Origin of the sequence: Nocardia violaceofusca NBRC 14427 (assembly GCF_963869435.1) — a bacterium.
GTDB classification, from domain to species: Bacteria; Actinomycetota; Actinomycetes; order Mycobacteriales; family Mycobacteriaceae; genus Nocardia; species Nocardia aobensis.
Window position 1 is genome coordinate 1 of record NZ_CAWMPM010000016.1, and the last position, 16,959, is coordinate 16,959.

At 64.6% G+C, this 16,959-nt stretch carries 18 protein-coding genes and 3 pseudogenes; 9 read left to right on the top strand and 12 right to left on the bottom strand.

Annotated elements, in window-relative coordinates:
• The 8 genes and pseudogenes from AC5592_RS15000 to AC5592_RS15035 all read right to left on the bottom strand — a co-directional run.
• Positions 1 to 178: FAD-dependent monooxygenase (locus AC5592_RS15000; RefSeq protein ID WP_157121877.1), on the bottom strand; the 178-nt coding region annotated here is incomplete at its 3' end.
• Complete coding sequence (locus AC5592_RS15005; protein WP_063064539.1) at positions 175 to 1,203, bottom strand: VOC family protein; 1,029 nt, start codon at positions 1,201 to 1,203, stop codon at positions 175 to 177. The genes AC5592_RS15000 and AC5592_RS15005, both read right to left, overlap by 4 nt.
• Positions 1,200 to 2,060 (bottom strand): alpha/beta fold hydrolase, encoded by an 861-nt coding sequence (locus tag AC5592_RS15010; protein ID WP_063064647.1) that lies wholly within the window; start codon positions 2,058 to 2,060, stop codon positions 1,200 to 1,202. The genes AC5592_RS15005 and AC5592_RS15010 overlap by 4 nt, the downstream gene beginning before the upstream one ends.
• 144 nt (positions 2,061 to 2,204) lie before the next feature.
• A complete protein-coding gene (locus tag AC5592_RS15015) occupies positions 2,205 to 3,131 on the bottom strand; it encodes an amidohydrolase family protein (protein ID WP_063064540.1) in 927 nt (308 codons plus the stop codon).
• Positions 3,132 to 3,153: 22 nt separating this feature from the next.
• A complete protein-coding gene (locus tag AC5592_RS15020; RefSeq protein ID WP_232329360.1) occupies positions 3,154 to 4,008 on the bottom strand; it encodes an amidohydrolase family protein in 855 nt (284 codons plus the stop codon).
• 451 nt (positions 4,009 to 4,459) lie between these two features.
• A complete protein-coding gene (locus AC5592_RS15025) occupies positions 4,460 to 5,353 on the bottom strand; it encodes an acyl-CoA dehydrogenase family protein (protein ID WP_198163838.1) in 894 nt (297 codons plus the stop codon).
• 108 nt (positions 5,354 to 5,461) lie between these two features.
• Entirely contained in the window at positions 5,462 to 6,370 is a 909-nt protein-coding gene (locus AC5592_RS15030) for an alpha/beta fold hydrolase (RefSeq protein WP_232329361.1), read from the bottom strand.
• A gap of 317 nt (positions 6,371 to 6,687) precedes the next feature.
• A pseudogene (locus tag AC5592_RS15035) lies at positions 6,688 to 7,228 on the bottom strand (IS110 family transposase); the annotation flags it as partial.
• Positions 7,229 to 8,073: 845 nt separating this feature from the next.
• Here AC5592_RS15035 and AC5592_RS15040 point away from each other — a divergent pair.
• The 3 genes and pseudogenes from AC5592_RS15040 (at position 8,074) to AC5592_RS15050 (ending at position 10,272) form a co-directional block, all read left to right on the top strand.
• A complete protein-coding gene (locus tag AC5592_RS15040; RefSeq protein ID WP_063064541.1) occupies positions 8,074 to 9,147 on the top strand; it encodes an MCE family protein in 1,074 nt (357 codons plus the stop codon).
• A gap of 40 nt (positions 9,148 to 9,187) precedes the next feature.
• A pseudogene (locus AC5592_RS15045) lies at positions 9,188 to 9,411 on the top strand (hypothetical protein); the annotation flags it as partial.
• 639 nt (positions 9,412 to 10,050) lie between these two features.
• Entirely contained in the window at positions 10,051 to 10,272 is a 222-nt protein-coding gene (locus tag AC5592_RS15050) for a hypothetical protein (RefSeq protein WP_063064542.1), read from the top strand.
• Between the two features lie 86 nt (positions 10,273 to 10,358).
• Here AC5592_RS15050 and AC5592_RS15055 read toward each other — a convergent pair whose 3' ends face one another.
• Complete coding sequence (locus AC5592_RS15055; RefSeq protein ID WP_157121879.1) at positions 10,359 to 10,673, bottom strand: hypothetical protein; 315 nt, start codon at positions 10,671 to 10,673, stop codon at positions 10,359 to 10,361.
• 127 nt (positions 10,674 to 10,800) lie between these two features.
• A complete protein-coding gene (locus AC5592_RS15060; protein WP_063064544.1) occupies positions 10,801 to 11,526 on the bottom strand; it encodes an alpha/beta hydrolase fold domain-containing protein in 726 nt (241 codons plus the stop codon).
• Between the two features lie 364 nt (positions 11,527 to 11,890).
• On the opposite strand from AC5592_RS15060, the gene AC5592_RS15065 reads away from it, so the two are divergent.
• Positions 11,891 to 12,091, top strand: a complete 201-nt coding sequence (locus AC5592_RS15065) for a hypothetical protein (RefSeq protein ID WP_063064545.1) — start codon at positions 11,891 to 11,893, stop codon at positions 12,089 to 12,091.
• Between the two features lie 175 nt (positions 12,092 to 12,266).
• Here the strand turns inward: AC5592_RS15065 and AC5592_RS15070 are convergent, their stop codons facing one another.
• Positions 12,267 to 12,395, bottom strand: a complete 129-nt coding sequence (locus AC5592_RS15070; protein ID WP_371507216.1) for a hypothetical protein — start codon at positions 12,393 to 12,395, stop codon at positions 12,267 to 12,269.
• Positions 12,396 to 12,460: 65 nt separating this feature from the next.
• The gene (locus AC5592_RS15075) at positions 12,461 to 13,390 is read right to left on the bottom strand and encodes a LysR family transcriptional regulator (protein WP_063064546.1); all 930 of its coding nucleotides are present in this window, start codon (positions 13,388 to 13,390) and stop codon (positions 12,461 to 12,463) included.
• 98 nt (positions 13,391 to 13,488) lie between these two features.
• On the opposite strand from AC5592_RS15075, the pseudogene AC5592_RS15080 reads away from it, so the two are divergent.
• The 5 genes and pseudogenes from AC5592_RS15080 to AC5592_RS15100 all read left to right on the top strand — a co-directional run.
• Positions 13,489 to 13,776, top strand: a pseudogene (locus AC5592_RS15080) (thiolase family protein); the annotation flags it as partial.
• Between the two features lie 110 nt (positions 13,777 to 13,886).
• Positions 13,887 to 14,654, top strand: a complete 768-nt coding sequence (locus tag AC5592_RS15085) for a thiolase family protein (RefSeq protein WP_371507217.1) — start codon at positions 13,887 to 13,889, stop codon at positions 14,652 to 14,654.
• Positions 14,651 to 15,343 (top strand): 3-oxoacid CoA-transferase subunit A, encoded by a 693-nt coding sequence (locus tag AC5592_RS15090; RefSeq protein WP_063064547.1) that lies wholly within the window; start codon positions 14,651 to 14,653, stop codon positions 15,341 to 15,343. The genes AC5592_RS15085 and AC5592_RS15090 overlap by 4 nt, the downstream gene beginning before the upstream one ends.
• 1 nt (position 15,344) lies before the next feature.
• The gene (locus AC5592_RS15095) at positions 15,345 to 15,980 is read left to right on the top strand and encodes a 3-oxoacid CoA-transferase subunit B (RefSeq protein WP_063064548.1); all 636 of its coding nucleotides are present in this window, start codon (positions 15,345 to 15,347) and stop codon (positions 15,978 to 15,980) included.
• Between the two features lie 95 nt (positions 15,981 to 16,075).
• Positions 16,076 to 16,876 carry an SGNH/GDSL hydrolase family protein gene (locus tag AC5592_RS15100; protein ID WP_371507218.1) on the top strand — a complete coding sequence of 267 codons (801 nt, stop codon included), beginning with the start codon at positions 16,076 to 16,078 and terminating at the stop codon, positions 16,874 to 16,876.
• Positions 16,877 to 16,959: the final 83 nt, after the last annotated feature.

Sequence of the window (16,959 nt, forward strand, 5' to 3'; positions counted from 1 at the left end):
CGGTTTGGAAGATCCGCATGCATTCGTCGTCGGTGTAGACCGCGCGGGCCAGGCCGTAATATTCCGGTTCACGTTCGAGCACCAGCACACTTACCCCACGTCGGCCGAGCAGATTGGCGAGGGTCAGGCCGGTCGGCCCGAGGCCGACGACCACGACGTCGTAGTCGGTGGTGCTCATCGTGAAAACCCTTCTGCGAGCTCGGGAACGGTGATCTCCGGAGTTCTGATCGACTGCAGCGCCTGCCGGAACTGAGCGAATTTGCCCAGTACGGTCTCTCCCACCGGAGTGTGACCCCAGGTGCTGATGCCCTGATAGGTGGTCGGTTCCCAGGTGGATTCGAGTTCCGGGCCGACCACGATCGGGTTCCAGCCGACCTCCAGCTCGAAACCGGAGGGAGTCACGCAGTAGAACGACAGTTCCCGGTCGTTGGTGTGCTGGCCGACCGACCATTGCATCCGGAAGCCGAGCGCGGTGACTCGCTCGAACGCGGCGAGCATGTCGTCCAGCGATGCGGACTGAATATTGATGTGCTGCACCGAGGTTCGAATCGGATCGATCTTCACACCGCGAATGTTGGCGACGGCGATCGAGTGATGACGCTCGTTGACCCGCAGGAACCGGATCTTCATCGTCAAGCCCGACACATTCTCGTCGATGTAGTCCGACAAGCGGGAGTCGAAGACGGTCTCGTAGTAGCCGCGCACCGCCTCCGGCTCGCGGGAGATCATCGCCACATGCCCGAGACCGGCCTCCCCGGTTACCCAGCCGGAGCTGATCATCCGCAACGGCTCCGCGGTCGTGACCGGCGTTGTGAAGATCTCCTGTGCGATGCCTTTCGGGCCGGCGAAGCGCCACAACCGCTCCACACCCCGCAGCGCCGCTTCCTCTGGTGTCGCCTCGATGATCGGGACCCCACGCTCGGTGACACGGGCGAGGATGCGGTCGAAGGTCTCGTGATCGTCGACCTGCCAGCCCAGCGCGATGACATCCTCGGCCGAGCCCCGCCGGATCAGGAAACGGCAGGAGCGATCGTCCAGGCGGAAGCGCACTGTATTGCTGTCGAGATCGTCGACGTGCAGCCCGATCGCGTCGGCGCCGAAGCGCCGCCAATCGGTGAGCCGATTCGATTGCACGACAACGTATCCCAGGTGCACCGAACCGAACACCGAATCATCGGTGTTCGGACGCAGGAAATCGCTCATCGATCCGTCTCGAGAAACGCGGTGGCCAGGGTGTTGAACAGCTCCGCTCGTTCCCACTGCACCCAGTGGCCGACATTCGCCGCCATATACAGGTCGCAATTGGGCATGGCGTCGGCCAGCATGCGCCCGCCGGAGGGCCGATTGACCTTGTCGTCGGTTCCCCACACGACCAGCGTCGGATGAGCGACCTTCCCCAGGCGGGAGTCGCGGGTGAAGTCCATTCGCCACAGCGTGCGCAGCGCCAGCGGTCCCGACGGCCGGCGCAACGGCGGACTCGCCACCACCTCCGCGTCGAGACTGGCCTGATAACGGGCCTCGATGAGCTCCTGTGGCACCGTTTCTCCGTCGTACACCAGGTACTGCCGAACGAACTCGGTGATCTTCTCCCGGCTCGGCCCAGTCCCGGTGTAGTAATTGAGCAGCCGCTGCAAACCCGCAGTCGGCAAGGCTCGAGTGGTTCCGACACCACCAGGGCCCATGAGAACCATCCGGTCCACCTTCTCCGGGCGGTCCATGGCCAGCCGCAGGGCCGCGGCGCCACCGTACGAGTTGCCGACCAAGTGCGCCTTCACGATATCCAGCGCGTCCAGCAACCCGCCTGTCGCGCAACCCAGATCACCGAACGGATCCGACCGGTCCACCCACTTCGACGAACGGCCGTAGCCGGGCATATCCGGCACGATCACCCGGAACCGCTGCGCCAGTACCTCGATATTGCGCGAATAGTTGGACACCCCGGAAGCCCCGGGGCCACCTCCGTGCAGCAGAACCACCACGGGGCCCGACCCCGCTTCCACGAAGAAGATCTCACGATCGCCGACCCGAACCGTCCGTTCGGTCCCGACACCCTTGTCGATGCTCGTCACAGCTACCTCCACACGTTTATTGACTAAATCATCAGTTCCGATGGTATGCGTTGTCAAGAGAAAATGATGAAATACTCACAAAATGTTCTCGTGCCGAGACCGACGCAACCTGACGGGCCGTCGCCGACGGCAGGCCTACCCGAGGCGTGAAAACAGGGCCTCGGCGTTCTTGCGGTCGATCCCGGCGCGCAGGGTGTCGTCGATGTCGGCGGCGTCGAGCATGTCGGTCATCTGCTTGCTCGTCGGCGCGAACGGGAAATCGCTGCCGAAGGTGATGTGCGTCGGATCGGCGAAGGCCAGGAGCGAGGGCATCGCGGCGGGCGTCGAGGACAGGGCGGTATCGAAGTAGAACCGTCGCAGGTCGGTGAATGCCTGTTCGGGCGTGATCGCCTCGTTGAACATCGACACACCGGTGAACCGGTAGGCCGCGTACGGCAGGAAGCCGCCGGCATGAGACAGCACGACCTTCATGTCGGTGTAGCGACTCATGACACCATTGGCCACCATGTGCACCGCCGACCGGGTGGTGTCGAAGGGAAAGTCCAGCAACGGCGACGGCATACCCGGCAGCATTGCCATCGGCGGCGAGTCCGGATGGACGAATACGACAGCAGAGCGGCGGTTCAGCTCCTCCCAGACCGGTTCATAAGCCCGGTCACCGAGGTAGATGCCGTCGACGTTGGAGAGCAGCACCACGCCGTCAGCGTGCAATTCGTCATATACGTAGGCGATTTCGGCCAACGCGCCGTCGACATCGGGCAGCGGCAGGCTGGCGAACAAGCCGAACCGATCGGGCCGGTCCTTGACGAGTTCGGCGCCGAACTCGTTCACCCGCCGGGCCACCGCGCGGCTCGTCTCGTCGTCGTCGAATCGCACACCCGGCGAACTCAGCGAGACGACTCCGGTGGCGATCTCGAGGTCGTCCATGAGGGCCAGGGCGGCCTCGAGACTCCAGTCGGGAGTGGGCCATCCACCGGCGTCCATCCCGTGACTGTCGAGCAGATCGCGGTAGAACCGCGGCAGGTAGTGCTGGTGGGTGTCGATCCGTGCGTGACCGCTCATGACATGCCTTTCTGTGAATCGGTCAGGATGTGACCGCCTGCGCCAGGCGAGGGAGCTGCCGCAGCGGATTGTGATGCTCGACCTCCATGCGCGCGTCGGCATCGAAGATGTCGCTGAGTCCGGGCGCCGGGTCGTGACTACCGGACTGCGGGAGGGTGAGCGCGCTGAAGGGCCAATCGGAACCGAACACGATGTGATCGCGACTCGTGACCGCGAGCGCACTGGACATGGCCGCGGCCGACCCACTGAGCGCGGTATCGACGTAGAAGTTCGAAATCTGCCGCTGAATATCGAGGATCGAGGGTTTGGGCAGATCCTGCGGCCACAACTGCCCGATGACGGTTTGCGAGGCGACACTGATCCGATGCGACAGGAACGGCACCGTTCCGCCGGCGTGCGCGAGCTGGAAGCGGATGTTCGGATAACGCTGTGTCATCCCGGTCATCATCATCATGGTCGCCGCTCGAGTGGTGTCGAAGGTGAATTCCTCGAGGAAATCCGGCAGGGGGAGTTTCGGTTTCGCGTCGTCCGGGATCGCCGCCGGATGGACGAAGACGTATGCGTTGCGCTGATTCAGGGCAGCCATCAGCGGCTCGAACCGTGGATCACCGAGGTACACGCCGTTATAGGCCGACAGCAGAATCACACCGTCGAGGTGGAGCTGGTCGAGGGCGAAGATCGCCTCGTCGATCGAAGCCGGAATGTCCGGCATCGGCAGCACCGCGAACGCGCCGAACCGGGTCGGGTTGGACTTGAACAAGCCGGCGGCATAGGTATTGCAGTAACGGGCCATATCGTTGGCCTCCTTGCCGGACAAAAAGGACACGCCCGGGTCGGAAACGGACAACGCCTGAGCCTGGATGCCGTAATAGTCCATGAACGCGAGCGCCTGCTCCGGCGACCAGTCCGGCGTCGGGTAACCACCGATGGTGAGATGCCGTGCTCGATCAGTGCGGCACGGTAGTCCGGCGGCAAGAAATGCGCGTGGAGATCGATTCGGTAGGTGCCCGAAGGCGCGGGCTGCTGGGTCCGAGCAGGGGCCGCTTGCACGATCGGGACCGCGGCGACCGTCGCGGCGACGCCCAGTGCACCGGCCACCGCGCCCCCCAACGCGCGGCGGCGATTCAACGTGATCCGGGAATTGGGGATGTTTGCGGACACCGAGATCCTCACTCTTCTGATTGGGGCGACAATGCGCGAGCAGAACGAATCCGCCCGGACGGAACTGCGTTCGAAGCCGATCGGCATTCTCATCGCAGCGCTCACCATAACTGATGGGTTGATCAGATGCGATCGTATGCTCCGACCGAGTCGGCGTGGCTAAATTTTCAGTAAAAAAGCGCTGTGATCGGGCTTCCGAAGCGGTCGGCGCTGTAGCTCTGATGGATCGGATCCGCCACGTTGCACAGGTGATTCATGGCGGCGTGCGCGTCACGCCAGTAACGCTGGTAGGGCAGGTCCGAGCGCAGCGCCCCACCGCCGGCATGGACGAACAAGCTGTCGACCGCATCCACGGCTCGCCGAGCGGCCCGGACCTGGTCGTTACGGAAAGCTATCCGGTCGCTCTCGGTGAGCCGTCCGCCGGCCGAGGTGATGTCGAACATCCGGTGCGCGTTCGACATCAGGACGGTACGGCCGGCGTTGATGTCAGCGGTGGCCGCACCCAGCGCGGACAACTGGTGGGCATGCCGACTGGCTCGCGACCCGTCCAGCGATATCCTCCCCTCGGTGTAGGCGACGAACGCCGCCAGTGCGCCCTCGCTGATCCCGATCGTCGCGGCGGAGATCGCGTACGAGAAGAGCACCCCGAAAGGCAAGGCATACAACGGATCTCCCGGCCTGTTCGCCTGAGCCAGTGAACCGTCGACAAGCGCGGCCACATCGATGGTGCGATAGTCGGGAACGAAGGCCTCACCGACGGTGAGATCCTTGCTTCCTGTCCCCTTCAGGCCGACGACCTGCCAGGAGTCATCGACGATTCGGTAGTCACCACGAGGCAGGACGAAATGCCGCATGCCGGTGTGCCCACCCTGTTCGTCGGTGACCAGTCCGCCGATCACCACCCACTCGCAGTGGTCGGTACCGGAGGAGAAACTCCATCGTCCTGAGAGGCGGTAACCACCGTCGACGGGCGCGGCGCGGCCCATCGGCGCATACGGCGAGGCGATCCAGATGTCCGCGTCCGTACCCCAGAGTTCTTGCTGCAGTGCGGTATCGGTCATCGACAGCTCCCATGGATGCACGCCGACAACACCGGCCACCCACCCTGCCGACGGGGCGATCGCGGCCGTCTTCATCACCGCATCGAGGAATTCGGCCGGATGAGTCTGTTATCCGCCCCGGTCCTGGGCTTGGAGCATGCGGACGATCCCCGCGGAGCGCAGCAGCGCCGCGGTCTCGTCGGTCAGGCGGCCCACATCGTCGCTGGGGGCGGCTTGCTCATCCAAGTTTCGTGGCGAGCGCCTCGATGCGCTCGGTGACTTCGTGCACGGCACAGGCTCTTTCTGTAGTTGCTCAGTTGTTGTGGATGAAGTCGGCGACCAGGCGATTGAATTCTTCGGCGTGCTCGTTCTGCGCCCAATGGCCGCAGCGGTTGAGCAGCACCAGACGCGAGTTCGGAATGGTCGCGACCAGTGCGAGCGAGTTCTCGAAATGCACCACACGGTCGTCACGCCCGTGAATGAGCAGGGCGGGTGTCCGGATACCGGCGACAGCTCGACCGTGGGCCACTTGGGGATCGGCCCTTTGCGCTGGGCGGCCAGGCTCAGGAAATTGGTCAGGTGTTCCGGGTGGGCCTGGGTGTCGGCGGTGCGTCGCTGCACGAGCTCCTCGGTGATGGTGGCGTGGTCGTAGGTCATCACCTCGACCAGCTGTCGGATATTCGCTTCGGACGGATCCTGGTAGCCGCGGAGCAGTACCTTGATCCCTTCGCTGAGTCCACCGGGGCCGAACAGGCCCGGGCGTGGGCCGCTGGGCGCACCCATGGTGACGAGGTGAGAAATCCGATCGGGATGCTCGGCGGCGAACCGGATGGCAGTGGCACCGCCCATCGAATTGCCCACGACCGCTGCCTTTTCGATGTCGAGTGCATCGAGAAACTGGAGCAGGGTCTCGACGTGATCGAAGTTGCCGGCGTGGACCGGATCGGAACCCCCAACCCGGCATGTCGACAGCGAGCACTCGGAAATGCTGCGCGAGAGGGCCGATATTGCGCTGGTAGTTACTCCAGCCCGTCGCACCCGGCCCACTGCCGTGGAGCAGGATCACCAGATGACCTCCGCCTGCCTCGTAGTAGCGCAGATGCCATCCCGGAGTATCGATCGTGCGGCCCGCGCTCTGCGCGGTCAGGGGGCCGATGGTCGTACCCGTCATTGTTTGCTCCTTGTCCGAAAGCTGGCAATTCGTATTTCATTGCGGTGTAAGGTTTTACGGCTTCATACGTATGATTCCCGGCGGCAGTGAGGCCGCGGCGGCCAGCTGTCGGTGGCCCCAGATACTCATCCGCTCGAACGTGCGAGGGGCCCACAGGTCGTCGTCGACGGTGAGGCCACCCCAGCCGTATTCGATATCGAAACTCGACGGGGTGCGCACTGGTAGCGGTCAGGCTTGTCGGCGCCCCGCCCGGCAGCAATTCTCGCAGCAGTGCGTGGAGCTGGTTGACCGATCGAGTTCTCTTCTCGGACAGGTTCTGTCGCCCGTTCATCGAGAAGGGCCAGCGAATCGGTATGGGTTTCGGCACGCACCGGACGGGCGTCGCCGTGCAACGCTGCGACACACGCCGCCGCAGCCGCGTCGATACGGTCGTTCTTCCGGCGGCCGCCACGCGAAAGCTGCCGCACCCGCGCGGTCGCGGCCGGCGCAACGTCAACGACTGCCTCGCCCATGGCGACCGGCCACAGCGCCAGATGGTGCCCGAGGCCTTCCGCGTTTTCCACCACCCACCGACGTTTCGGCCACTGTCGTGCCCATGCCAGCAGCTGGCGATATCCGTTGTTGCTGGCATCGATACGGATCGAGCCGAGATCAGAATTCGTCGACGGTTCGATCACCGTCGCGGTATGGCTGGACTTGTGCGGGTCGATGCCGATCAGCATCATCAGGTAATCGTCCTTGTCGTCGCCGGGCAGAGAATCCACGGCCGACCTGTCGACTTCCAGAACTACACACAGCGGGTCGTCGTCACACCTCTATCAAGTCAGACCGTGAACGGAGACCGGGCGGGGCGACACATCACGGGCAAGTCAACCTGCGACGGCGACAGACGGTTCACGAGCCAGCCCACCCAGCCTCCTGCGGCACGTTACGAGGCAGCCGACCCCGACCGCGAACCGCTGACTCCAGATAAGTCGACGGTTCACTCATCGAAGCCGAAGAAACTATTCGCGATTGCCACGATGACTGGTAGCCGCCAGCAGGGTCTGCGTGCTCCGAGGTATTTCGGAGGCCAACCTTGTCCTTTCCCGACACGACAAGCGGTTTGCCAACGTGTGCCGAACTGGCCTCCGCATCCGGACTGGTAGCTACCTCGATTCGTCAGCAAGTAGGACTGGCGAGCCCCCGACTATTCCGCCGAATCGCAGGCGGCACCCAAGGTGCGGGCACAAGCCGCTGCGGAGCTGACGTCGCATGAAGCCGCCCTCGCGATGGTTCTCCGAATTCTGCGCTGGCGGCCATCACCGACGACCAGGCCCGTACAAACGCAATCACCGCCGTGTCCCGCTTCGACGCGCCGGCATCGCCGTAGCGCCCATCACGGCTACCAAGAGAGCAGAACAGTGTTGCCGAAATTTGTTGCCACCCAAATCTATTTCCGCTACAGTGTAGCCGATACATTCTGGACCTGGTTCGCTTCGACATAGCTCTGCTCGCTCTACTTGCTTCGGTTAGTCGACTCCCGGGTTCCATTCGCCGACACGACATCACACCCGCCTGGAGACCAGCGATGAACTCTCCGCTCCGCGCCGTCCTAACCGCCTGCGCCACGGCGCTGCTCACCGCAAGTTGCGCGTGGGGCGCGAATCCGATAGCTCACAAGACACACATCACCGCCGACTTCCGCAGTATCGCAGGCGTATTCGAGGGCAACCCGATCACAGTGCTGGGGCTCGAGGTCGGCAAGGTGGACAAATTGGTCCCACATAGTCAATACGTGGAAGTACACCTTACCGTCGACAACGACGTGCAAATCCCGAAAGACGTTACTGCCGTACTGGTGTCGCCTTCCATAGTGACCAACCGACATATCGAGCTGACACCGCGATACACGGGCGGGCCCACCCTTCTGGATAATGCACACCTCCCCCTGGAGGCTACTCGCACGCCAGTCGAATTGGACACGATGATCAAGACCATCGATGAATTCGCCGCTGCACTCAAACCTTTCGACGGCACGAAGGTCGGGCCAGTATCGGGCACCCTACTCCACGACATGGTCGCCGGCCAGGGCACCAAGATTCACGAAACGCTCGAGGCGCTGTCCGGCGCACTCAAGGTCGGAATGACGAACAAGGACGCGATCTCGCAGATCATCATCAAGCTCAATGAACTGACCTCCATGCTTGCCGATAACGACCAGCAAGTACGCGACTTCAGCGACAAGATGACTCAAATGACTCAGCTGCTCGCCCAGCAGGCGCCCGGCCTGCAGGCGACCCTCGATCAGATGAACGCATTCTTGTCCAACACCTCCGGCACATTCAGTCAGTATCAGAGCCAGCTGGCCTCGAGTTTGACCGGACTGAAGGCGGTAACCGATCAGTTGCGAGCCAATGCCGCAGGCGTCACCGAGGTCGTCGACGTCGCACCGCTTCTGTTGCAGAATCTTTCGCGCACGATGGACACACAAGGCGGCTACTTCCGCTCCCATCTAGTCCTTGGCACAGCATTGTCTGGTGAAGTCGTCAGTCTCTTCTGCAATCGAATCCAGATGCACGCCGACGGGTGCCGCACCGGTCGAGTCGAAGACTTCGGCCCCGACCTCGGATTGTCCGCAGCTCTACTCGGACTTACGAAATAGCGCTTGCACCATTTTCGCAAGTCAGGCCGTCACGAGCCCTGGCAGCCTGGTCCACGTCGACGTCAAGAAGCTCGGCAAGACCGCCGACGGCGGCAGGTGGCGCGCGACCGGCCACAGTACCGGTACCCACGCACCACCGGGCGAAAAGTATTGCCCGACAATGGTTCCTGCTACCGATCAGTTGCTTTCGGTGCAGCACTAGCCTCGGTCGTACACCGACGCTCCCGCCCCCATCGCCCACAAACCGGCAGCAAGGTCTTCCGCCCCACCCACCAGCATGCCCCCATCCTCTCAGGTCGGCACAGTCAGCCTCGCGAGAAGCAGCGCCCATGCCCGTGCGCAAGCGAAAGGGCAGTAGACAAGGCGCGCATCCGCAGCACACCTCGATGTCGACGCCTCGACAATGCTCCATGCTGTGTCGATCTCCGATCCGATCCTTAGCAGTAGCTAGCACCGGCTGCAGGAACAAGAAGGCCCACCTCAGGCGCAGCGGCTTCACTCCTTCCGCTATCGAATACGTCGTTGCCGAAACTATTGACTAGACGCGAGCATTTCGGAGACACTGTTGCCCATATGGATGGATCGAAAGCAGCTTCCGGCACCATGCGTCCGCTCGCGAGCCTGTTGGCCGCGCTGCGATCCACGCCGCCGGACCTGGTCGGAGACTCTCTCGGGACAGTAAGACGAGGCTTTCGGCGAGTCGCCGAAAGGGTGCAATTTTCGTTCAGTAAGGGGGTTCTGCTGCAGCCTGAACGCCGAAGGGGCCTCCGTCGGCGAGATCAGGGCCGCCCCCACCTTCGCGAACGCCGAAATTCTCTGCATCGAGACATTCACCCGCCTACACCGCCCCCTCCAAAATTAACCAAGCCGCCGACCCTCCCCGATACTCGAGCCGTACACGCAATGACCGCTTTGGGATTCTTCCTATCAGATGGCGATGTTCACTTGCGTATCTGGTTGCAAGACATGGCCTTCGACTACGTCGCCACCGCCCCCGCGGCCCTCACCTTCATTCACGACTGGAGCCGAAACCCCACGCATACGATCGAACTCGTCCTCACCCCCCTCGGCTACGGTCGTCTATTGCCCCGCCTGCCAAACGAACGGTTGTTCTATGGTCCGTGAACCGTCGGCGGCGCGACTACACCGCGCCGGCACGCTGGCACCGCGAAATCGGACCACATTCACGACAGTTCGAAACTATGACAACGTCAGAGGGCGTTTCGCAACCTCACCAACATCTGTTCTGTTTGCTTCAACTTGGTGTCATATAGTCGCAAACTGTCCGTGGCGACCAACCACTGATAGAGGTTGACCGCTTCGCCGGCCGCGGCCAACGCCTTCTCCTGATGCCCGGCTGCACTCAGATGGCGCGCGTTGTCGTACACGCTTGAAGCGAGCTCATGGAGGTAAGTACTCGAGTGCCGCGTGGCCATCCGACGCCACAGCTCGACAGCTTCGCCAGCCGCGGTTACCGCTTCCTCTCGCTGATCGAACTCGCCCAGCCGATCCGCGAGATTGCTCAAGCTCTTGGCGAGGGACGGAAAAGTGATGCGCCGTGTTGGTCGCCGCATTCTCGCCATTTCTCGACGGCTTCGCGGGCTGCGGTCACCGCTTCCACCCGCCGCCCGACCTTGCTCTGCGCGGCGACAGTCAGTCGACGACGTCGCTATCGAGGGTCTTACGGAGGAAGGTCGCGATTTCCCTGCGGCATGCAGCGGCTTCGGGGATGTCGGGTTGGTCGCAGAAGCTGTGCCACATGCCTTCCCACACGCGCAGATGGCTCGGCGCCTCGGCCGCACGCAGCGCCCAGTACATACGAACGCAGTTGCTCAGGAACAGGTCTCGGGTTCCGGTGGTGATCATGCTGGGTGGGAAGCCGTGCAAATTGGTGGAATAAACCGGTGAAAGCGACGGATCGGCCAGGCTTGTTCCAGCCGCATAGGCGCGGGCCGCTTTGTCGAGCTGCCCGCGCCACCTGATGAGCGGGTCGCGTCCTTCGAGGCTGTGATGACTGGTGCCGACGCGGGAGAGATCGGTCCACGGCGTTATCAATCCCAGCCCCGACGGTTCGGGGAGGCCGAGTTCGCGGATGCGATGCATCAGTGCCAGTGCCAGCCCACCACCAGCCGAGAGGCCGAGCAGGACGAACTTCGACGGTCGTTGCGCGACCATCTCCGCATATGCGGCCACCGCGTCATCGAGCGCCGCCGGGAACGGCGCCTCCGGCGCGAGACTGTATTGGATGGACACCAACGGGATCTCGAGCTCGTCGGCCATCAATACGGCCAGAGCATCACGCGCGTCGCCGAGCACGTAAGCCCCGCCGTGCAGATAGATCGCATAGGCATCCCCGCCGCTCACCTGGCGTGGGGTCATGGTGCAAATCTCGACACCACCGGCCGTGCCGGTAGTGACTTGAACACCGCACCTGGCCTCCAACTCGACGATCGAGGGCCGACTGCGGCTATACACCCTGCGGACAATGCGCGCGGTATGCGATGTGAGCGGCACCGGAACTCTGGCCGCACGATGGGAGGCCAAGAACGCCTTGGCCTCGTCGCTGACGGGAAGGCGTCTGATTTCGTGACGACGCCTGATCACCGCGGCTGCCCTTGAACCGCGATCACCTGGTCGTCAATAGTGAACGATTCCGACGCCGGTGGCAACAACATTGCGATCCGCCTTCTGTTGGTTTGGAGCCCACGCGCCCTACAGTAATATCGGACACAGTGTTGCCTTTATGATCGGGGGTGTCAAGGCGATCGCCCTGCGTGAACGAGTCCTGGCCATGCCGCTCGCCGGCGGCTTCGCCGCCATGCCGCAGCTCGGCCTGCCCGAGGCCGGATACGCCACCGCCGCGACAGTGGTTGGTCTGGAGAACGTTCTCGACCAAGGTGAAGGCCGGCAGGCCCGCTGGGCCAGGCAACGGGGCCGCGTGTGATGAGACAGGCGCAACTTCGCGCAGACCGAGTGAAAGAAGACACCACGACGAGCAGACCGACACCAAGCGCGAGAGCCGAACAAGCGGTTCACGCGGCGCCTACCCGTCAACGAGGCGATCTGCAGGTGCTCCTGTCCGCTCGGTGGCCATGTCGAAGCGACGGAATCTGTGAGCTCTACGTCATCAGCAACCGGAGGGCGGCGATACTGCCGACCACCACGATCGCCGTGCGCAAGACGGTGGGCTGCATTCGCCTGCCCATCTTCGCACCCAACTGCCCGCCGATGATCGAGCCGACGGGCAATCAATGCCGCCACCCGCCCGTCGACATCGGCGGTCAGTGTGAAGATCACCGCGGGGCGCTGTCGGTTAAGTATTCGGTTTCTTCCGCGGAAGCTGCTGCGATGGTGCGTCTTTCGTGGCTGTCAGTCGTGTGATGACGTCGAGACTTCGGGTGAGGTGCGGTTCGGACCTTCCGGCGCGATAGGCGAGGGAGAGTCCGACGGTGGTGGTCGGTCGTAGTGGGCGGTAGACCACCCCGCGGAGACCGAGCGCGGACACCGGTTCGGGCACGATCGCCACACCGAGGCCACCGGCCACGAGGGTGACCAGCGTCGAGGTTTCGCCGACCTGATATCGGATCCGCGGCTGGACACCGGCATCGCGCAGCAGGCGTATCACGACGCCGTACATGACCGAGGCGCGGTCGGCGGAGTGCACGATGAGGTCGGTATCGCCAAGGTCGCTGGGGTCTACCTGGACGTATGAGGCGAGCGGGTGGTCGGCGGGCGTGGCGAGCACGAGCTCGTCGTCGCGGAGCAGCTCCATGACCAGGGAACGGTCGGTGACCGGCGGGCGCAGCAACGCGATGTCGACCGCGCCGGTGCGCAGCGCCTCGATCTGGTCACCCACCAGCATGTCGCCGCGAAAAGCGAATTCGACTCCGGGCAGTTCGGTGGCGAGGTGACGCGACAGGGTCGGCAACAAGGACGCCGTCGCGGAGCCGACGCAGCCGATGGTCAGGTGACCGACGGAGCCGGCCGCCACGAGCCGCGCCTCGCGTGCGGCGTCGTCGAGCGAGGCGAGGATCTGCCGGGCGCGCGCGAGGTATGCGACCCCGGCCGCGGTGAGCTCCACCTTGCGGGTCGTGCGTTCGAACAGCGGCACGCCCAGCTCCGCCTCGAGCCGGCGAATCTGCTGCGACAGCGGCGGCTGAGCCATGTGCAAGCGCTGAGCGGCACGTCCGAAGTGCTGCTCCTCGGCGACGGCGACGAAGTAGCGCAGGTGCCGAACATCCATATCGAAAACGTCCTAATCGCGCGCGGAATGGATACTTCACGATATCAACGCGGGACTCTAGCGTCGAAGCGGTGACCGAAGCTCTCCTCTACACCGCGGTGCGGACCCCGTTCGGCCGCTTCAACGGCGCATTGGCCGGAACCAGGCCCGACGACCTCGCCGCCACCGTCATCCACGCCGCGCTCGCGACAACGCCCCGGCTGGATCCGGCCGCTATCGATGAGATCGTGTGGGGCAACGCCAACGGCGCCGGTGAGGACAACCGCAACGTCGGCCGAATGGCCGCATTGCTGGCCGGAGTTCCGGTCGGCGTTCCCGCCACCACCGTCAACCGGCTGTGCGGATCCGGGCTCGACGCGGCGATGATCGGTTCCCGGCAGATCGAAACCGGCGACGCGACCCTCGTCTTGACCGGCGGTGTCGAGTCGATGACGCGCGCGCGCCGTGGGTTCTGCCGAAGCCGGGCCGCGCCTTCCCCGCCGGTGACGCCACGCTGGTGTCCACCACGCTGGGCTGGCGGCTGGTCAACCCGCGTATGCCGGCGGAGTGGACGGTCAGCCTCGGCGAGTCCAACGAGCAACTCGCGGAACAGTTTTCGATCAGTCGCGAACGTCAGGACACCTTCGCGGTCCGCTCCCACACGCTCGCGGCCGACGCGTGGGCCGACGGCTTCTACGACGATCTCGTCGTGCCGGTGCCGGGCGTGGAATTGCTGCGCGACGAGGGCATCCGCACGGACGCGACCGTCGAGAAGGTGGCCGGGCTGAAGCCGAGTTTCCGCCCCGACGGCACGATCACCGCCGGCAACGCCTCACCGCTCAGCGATGGCGCTTCGGCTGTCCTGCTGGGTAGTTCGGCCGCCGCCGAGCTGGTCGGGGTGGCGCCGGTGGCCAGGATCGCGGGCCGCGGCGCGCATGCGGTCGAGCCGCAGGCGTTCGGTTACGCACCGGTCGAGGCCGCCAACCGGGCGCTGGCGCGGGCGGGTATCGGCTGGGACCAGGTCGGTGCCGTCGAACTCAACGAAGCGTTCGCGGTGCAGACGCTGGCGTGTATCGACGCCTGGAAGATCGACCCCGAGATCGTCAACACCCGAGGTGGTGCGATCGCCCTCGGCCACCCGCTCGGCGCCTCGGGCGGCAGAATCCTCGGCACGCTGGCCAAGGTGCTGCGCGAACGCCACGAGCGGTGGGGCGTCGCCGCGATCTGCATCGGCGTCGGCCAAGGCCTGGCCGTCGTACTCGAGAATTTGGAGGCCACCCGATGAGCGCCGCCATCTGTCCCAGCACCGACGACGCGGTCACCGGAATCGCCGACGGCGCAACGGTATTGATCGGTGGATTCGGTTTGGCGGGCATGCCGTTCGACCTCATCGACGCACTCATCCGCCACGGCGCCACCGACCTCACGCTCGTGTCCAACAACGCCGGAAACGGCGACGTCGGCGTCGCCGCGCTGCTGGCGGCCGGCCGCGTGCGCAAGGTGATCTGCTCGTTCCCACGCCAAAGCGACTCCTACGTCTTCGACCGCCTCTACCGCGCAGGCGAGGTCGAACTCGAGGTCGTTCCACAAGGCACACTCGCCGAACGAATGCGCGCCGCGGGTGCGGGCATCGGCGGCTTCTACTGCCCCACCGGCGTCGGCACGATCCTGGCCGAAGGCAAGGAAACCCGCACCATCGACGGCCGCGACCACGTCCTGGAAATGCCCCTGCGCGGCGACATCGCCCTGATCGCCGCACACCGCGCCGACACGCTCGGCAACCTCGTCTACCGCAAAACCGCCCGCAACTTCGGACCCGTCATGGCAACCGCGGCCACCACCACCATCGTCCAGGTCGCCGAGATCGTCCCCGCCGGCACCCTCGATCCCGAAGCGGTCGTCACACCCGGCATCTACATCGACCGCCTCGTGGCGACCCAGGCCCGCCACTACACCGTCCGAGGAGCGCGCTGACATGGCCCTGACCTCCGACCAACTCGCCGCCCGGATCGCGCGGGACATCCCGCGCGGCGCCTACGTCAACCTCGGCATCGGCCAACCCACCAAGATCGCCGACCACCTGAACCCCGGCCTCGGCGTCATCCTGCACACCGAGAACGGCATGCTCGGCATGGGCCCCGCCGCCGCGGGCGAGGACATCGACGCCGACCTCACCAACGCCGGCAAGGTACCGGTCACCGAACTACCCGGCGCCGCCTACTTCCACCATGCCGACTCCTTCGCCATGATGCGCGGCGGCCACCTCGACGTCTGCGTTCTCGGCGCCTTCCAAGTCAGCGCGACCGGCGATCTCGCCAACTGGCACACCGGCCAACCCGACGCCATCCCAGCCGTGGGCGGTGCGATGGACCTCGCCATCGGCGCCAAACGCGTCGTCGTCATGATGAGCCTGTTCGACAAAGCCGGACGCCCCAAACTCGTCCCCGCATGCACCTACCCCCTCACCGGCGTCGGCTGCGTCAGCCGCGTCTACACCCACCACGCGATCTTCGACATCACCGATCACGGCGTCGAGGTGCGCGAGAGCTTCGGTGTAGATCTGGACGACCTCGCCGAACGCCTCGAGCTGCCCGTCGAAATCCGCTACTGAAATCAGCACTCGGGAAACACCGTTGCTGTGTCTCGGATGTCCGGGTCGCGCCACCTTCGCTTCGACCGCTCAACCAATTTCTCAGGAGGCCAAGGGTGCACATACCCACACACTTTTTCCGGTACGTCGCGCTCGGCGACAGCCAGAGTGAGGGACTCGGCGACGGCGACGACCATACGGGGCTGATCGGCCTGGCCGACCGGCTCGCCGCGACAATAGCCAGATCCAACCCGTCGTTGCTGTACGCCAATCTGGCAGTACGGGGAAAGCTCGCACGCCAAGTCCGCTACGAACAGCTCGACGCCGCACTGGCATTACAGCCCGATGTCGCCACGGTGATTGCCGGCGGAAACGACCTTCTGCGACCGGAATTCGACGCCGGGGCGGTCGGCGAGCATCTCGAAGCGACATTCGCGGCGCTGACGGCTCAGGGCGCGGTAGTGGTGACACTGACATTTCCCGACGTCGCTCGCGTCATACCGTTGGCCCGGCTGCTCGGTCCGCGCACGGCCGCGCTCAACGAGGTGATCAGGGACGCGGCGGCTCGCCATGGAGTGCTGGTGGCCGAAACCGGCGACCACGAGGTGATGACCGATCCGCGAATGTGGTCCTGGGACCGATTGCATGCCACTCCGCTGGGACACCAGAGTTTCGCGGACGCGTTGGCGCATGCGCTGCGCTTGCCGGGATCCGACAGCAGCTGGACCGCACCACTTCCGTCCGCTGCACCGAAACTCGGCGCCGTCGCGGCCGGAGCCGCCGAATTGCGCTGGGTAGCAGGGTTTTTGACTCCGTGGCTGTTTCGCCGCATCACCGGCAGATCCTCCGGCGACGGACGCGTCGCCAAACGGCCACATCTGACCTCGGTCGGTTCGATCCCCAGCGCATCGGTCTGAACCAGGCAAGCCCCGCCCGGCTCTGCAGTGATCGCCGCGGGTGGGGCCGACCCGCACATCGGAGAACCCGGCACGGAATCGGG

Excerpts from the sequence above, each read along its gene's own strand:
- AC5592_RS15005 (WP_063064539.1), bottom strand. The coding sequence starts at position 1,203 with ATGAGCGATTTCCTGCGTCCGAACACCGATGATTCGGTGTTCGGTTCG.
- AC5592_RS15015 (WP_063064540.1), bottom strand. The coding sequence starts at position 3,131 with ATGAGCGGTCACGCACGGATCGACACCCACCAGCACTACCTGCCGCGG.
- AC5592_RS15020 (WP_232329360.1), bottom strand. The coding sequence starts at position 4,008 with ATGGACTATTACGGCATCCAGGCTCAGGCGTTGTCCGTTTCCGACCCG.
- AC5592_RS15025 (WP_198163838.1), bottom strand. The coding sequence starts at position 5,353 with ATGACCGATACCGCACTGCAGCAAGAACTCTGGGGTACGGACGCGGAC.
- AC5592_RS15040 (WP_063064541.1), top strand. The coding sequence starts at position 8,074 with ATGAACTCTCCGCTCCGCGCCGTCCTAACCGCCTGCGCCACGGCGCTG.
- AC5592_RS15050 (WP_063064542.1), top strand. The coding sequence starts at position 10,051 with ATGACCGCTTTGGGATTCTTCCTATCAGATGGCGATGTTCACTTGCGT.
- AC5592_RS15060 (WP_063064544.1), bottom strand. The coding sequence starts at position 11,526 with ATGACCCCACGCCAGGTGAGCGGCGGGGATGCCTATGCGATCTATCTG.
- AC5592_RS15065 (WP_063064545.1), top strand. The coding sequence starts at position 11,891 with ATGATCGGGGGTGTCAAGGCGATCGCCCTGCGTGAACGAGTCCTGGCC.
- AC5592_RS15075 (WP_063064546.1), bottom strand. The coding sequence starts at position 13,390 with ATGGATGTTCGGCACCTGCGCTACTTCGTCGCCGTCGCCGAGGAGCAG.
- AC5592_RS15090 (WP_063064547.1), top strand. The coding sequence starts at position 14,651 with ATGAGCGCCGCCATCTGTCCCAGCACCGACGACGCGGTCACCGGAATC.
- AC5592_RS15095 (WP_063064548.1), top strand. The coding sequence starts at position 15,345 with ATGGCCCTGACCTCCGACCAACTCGCCGCCCGGATCGCGCGGGACATC.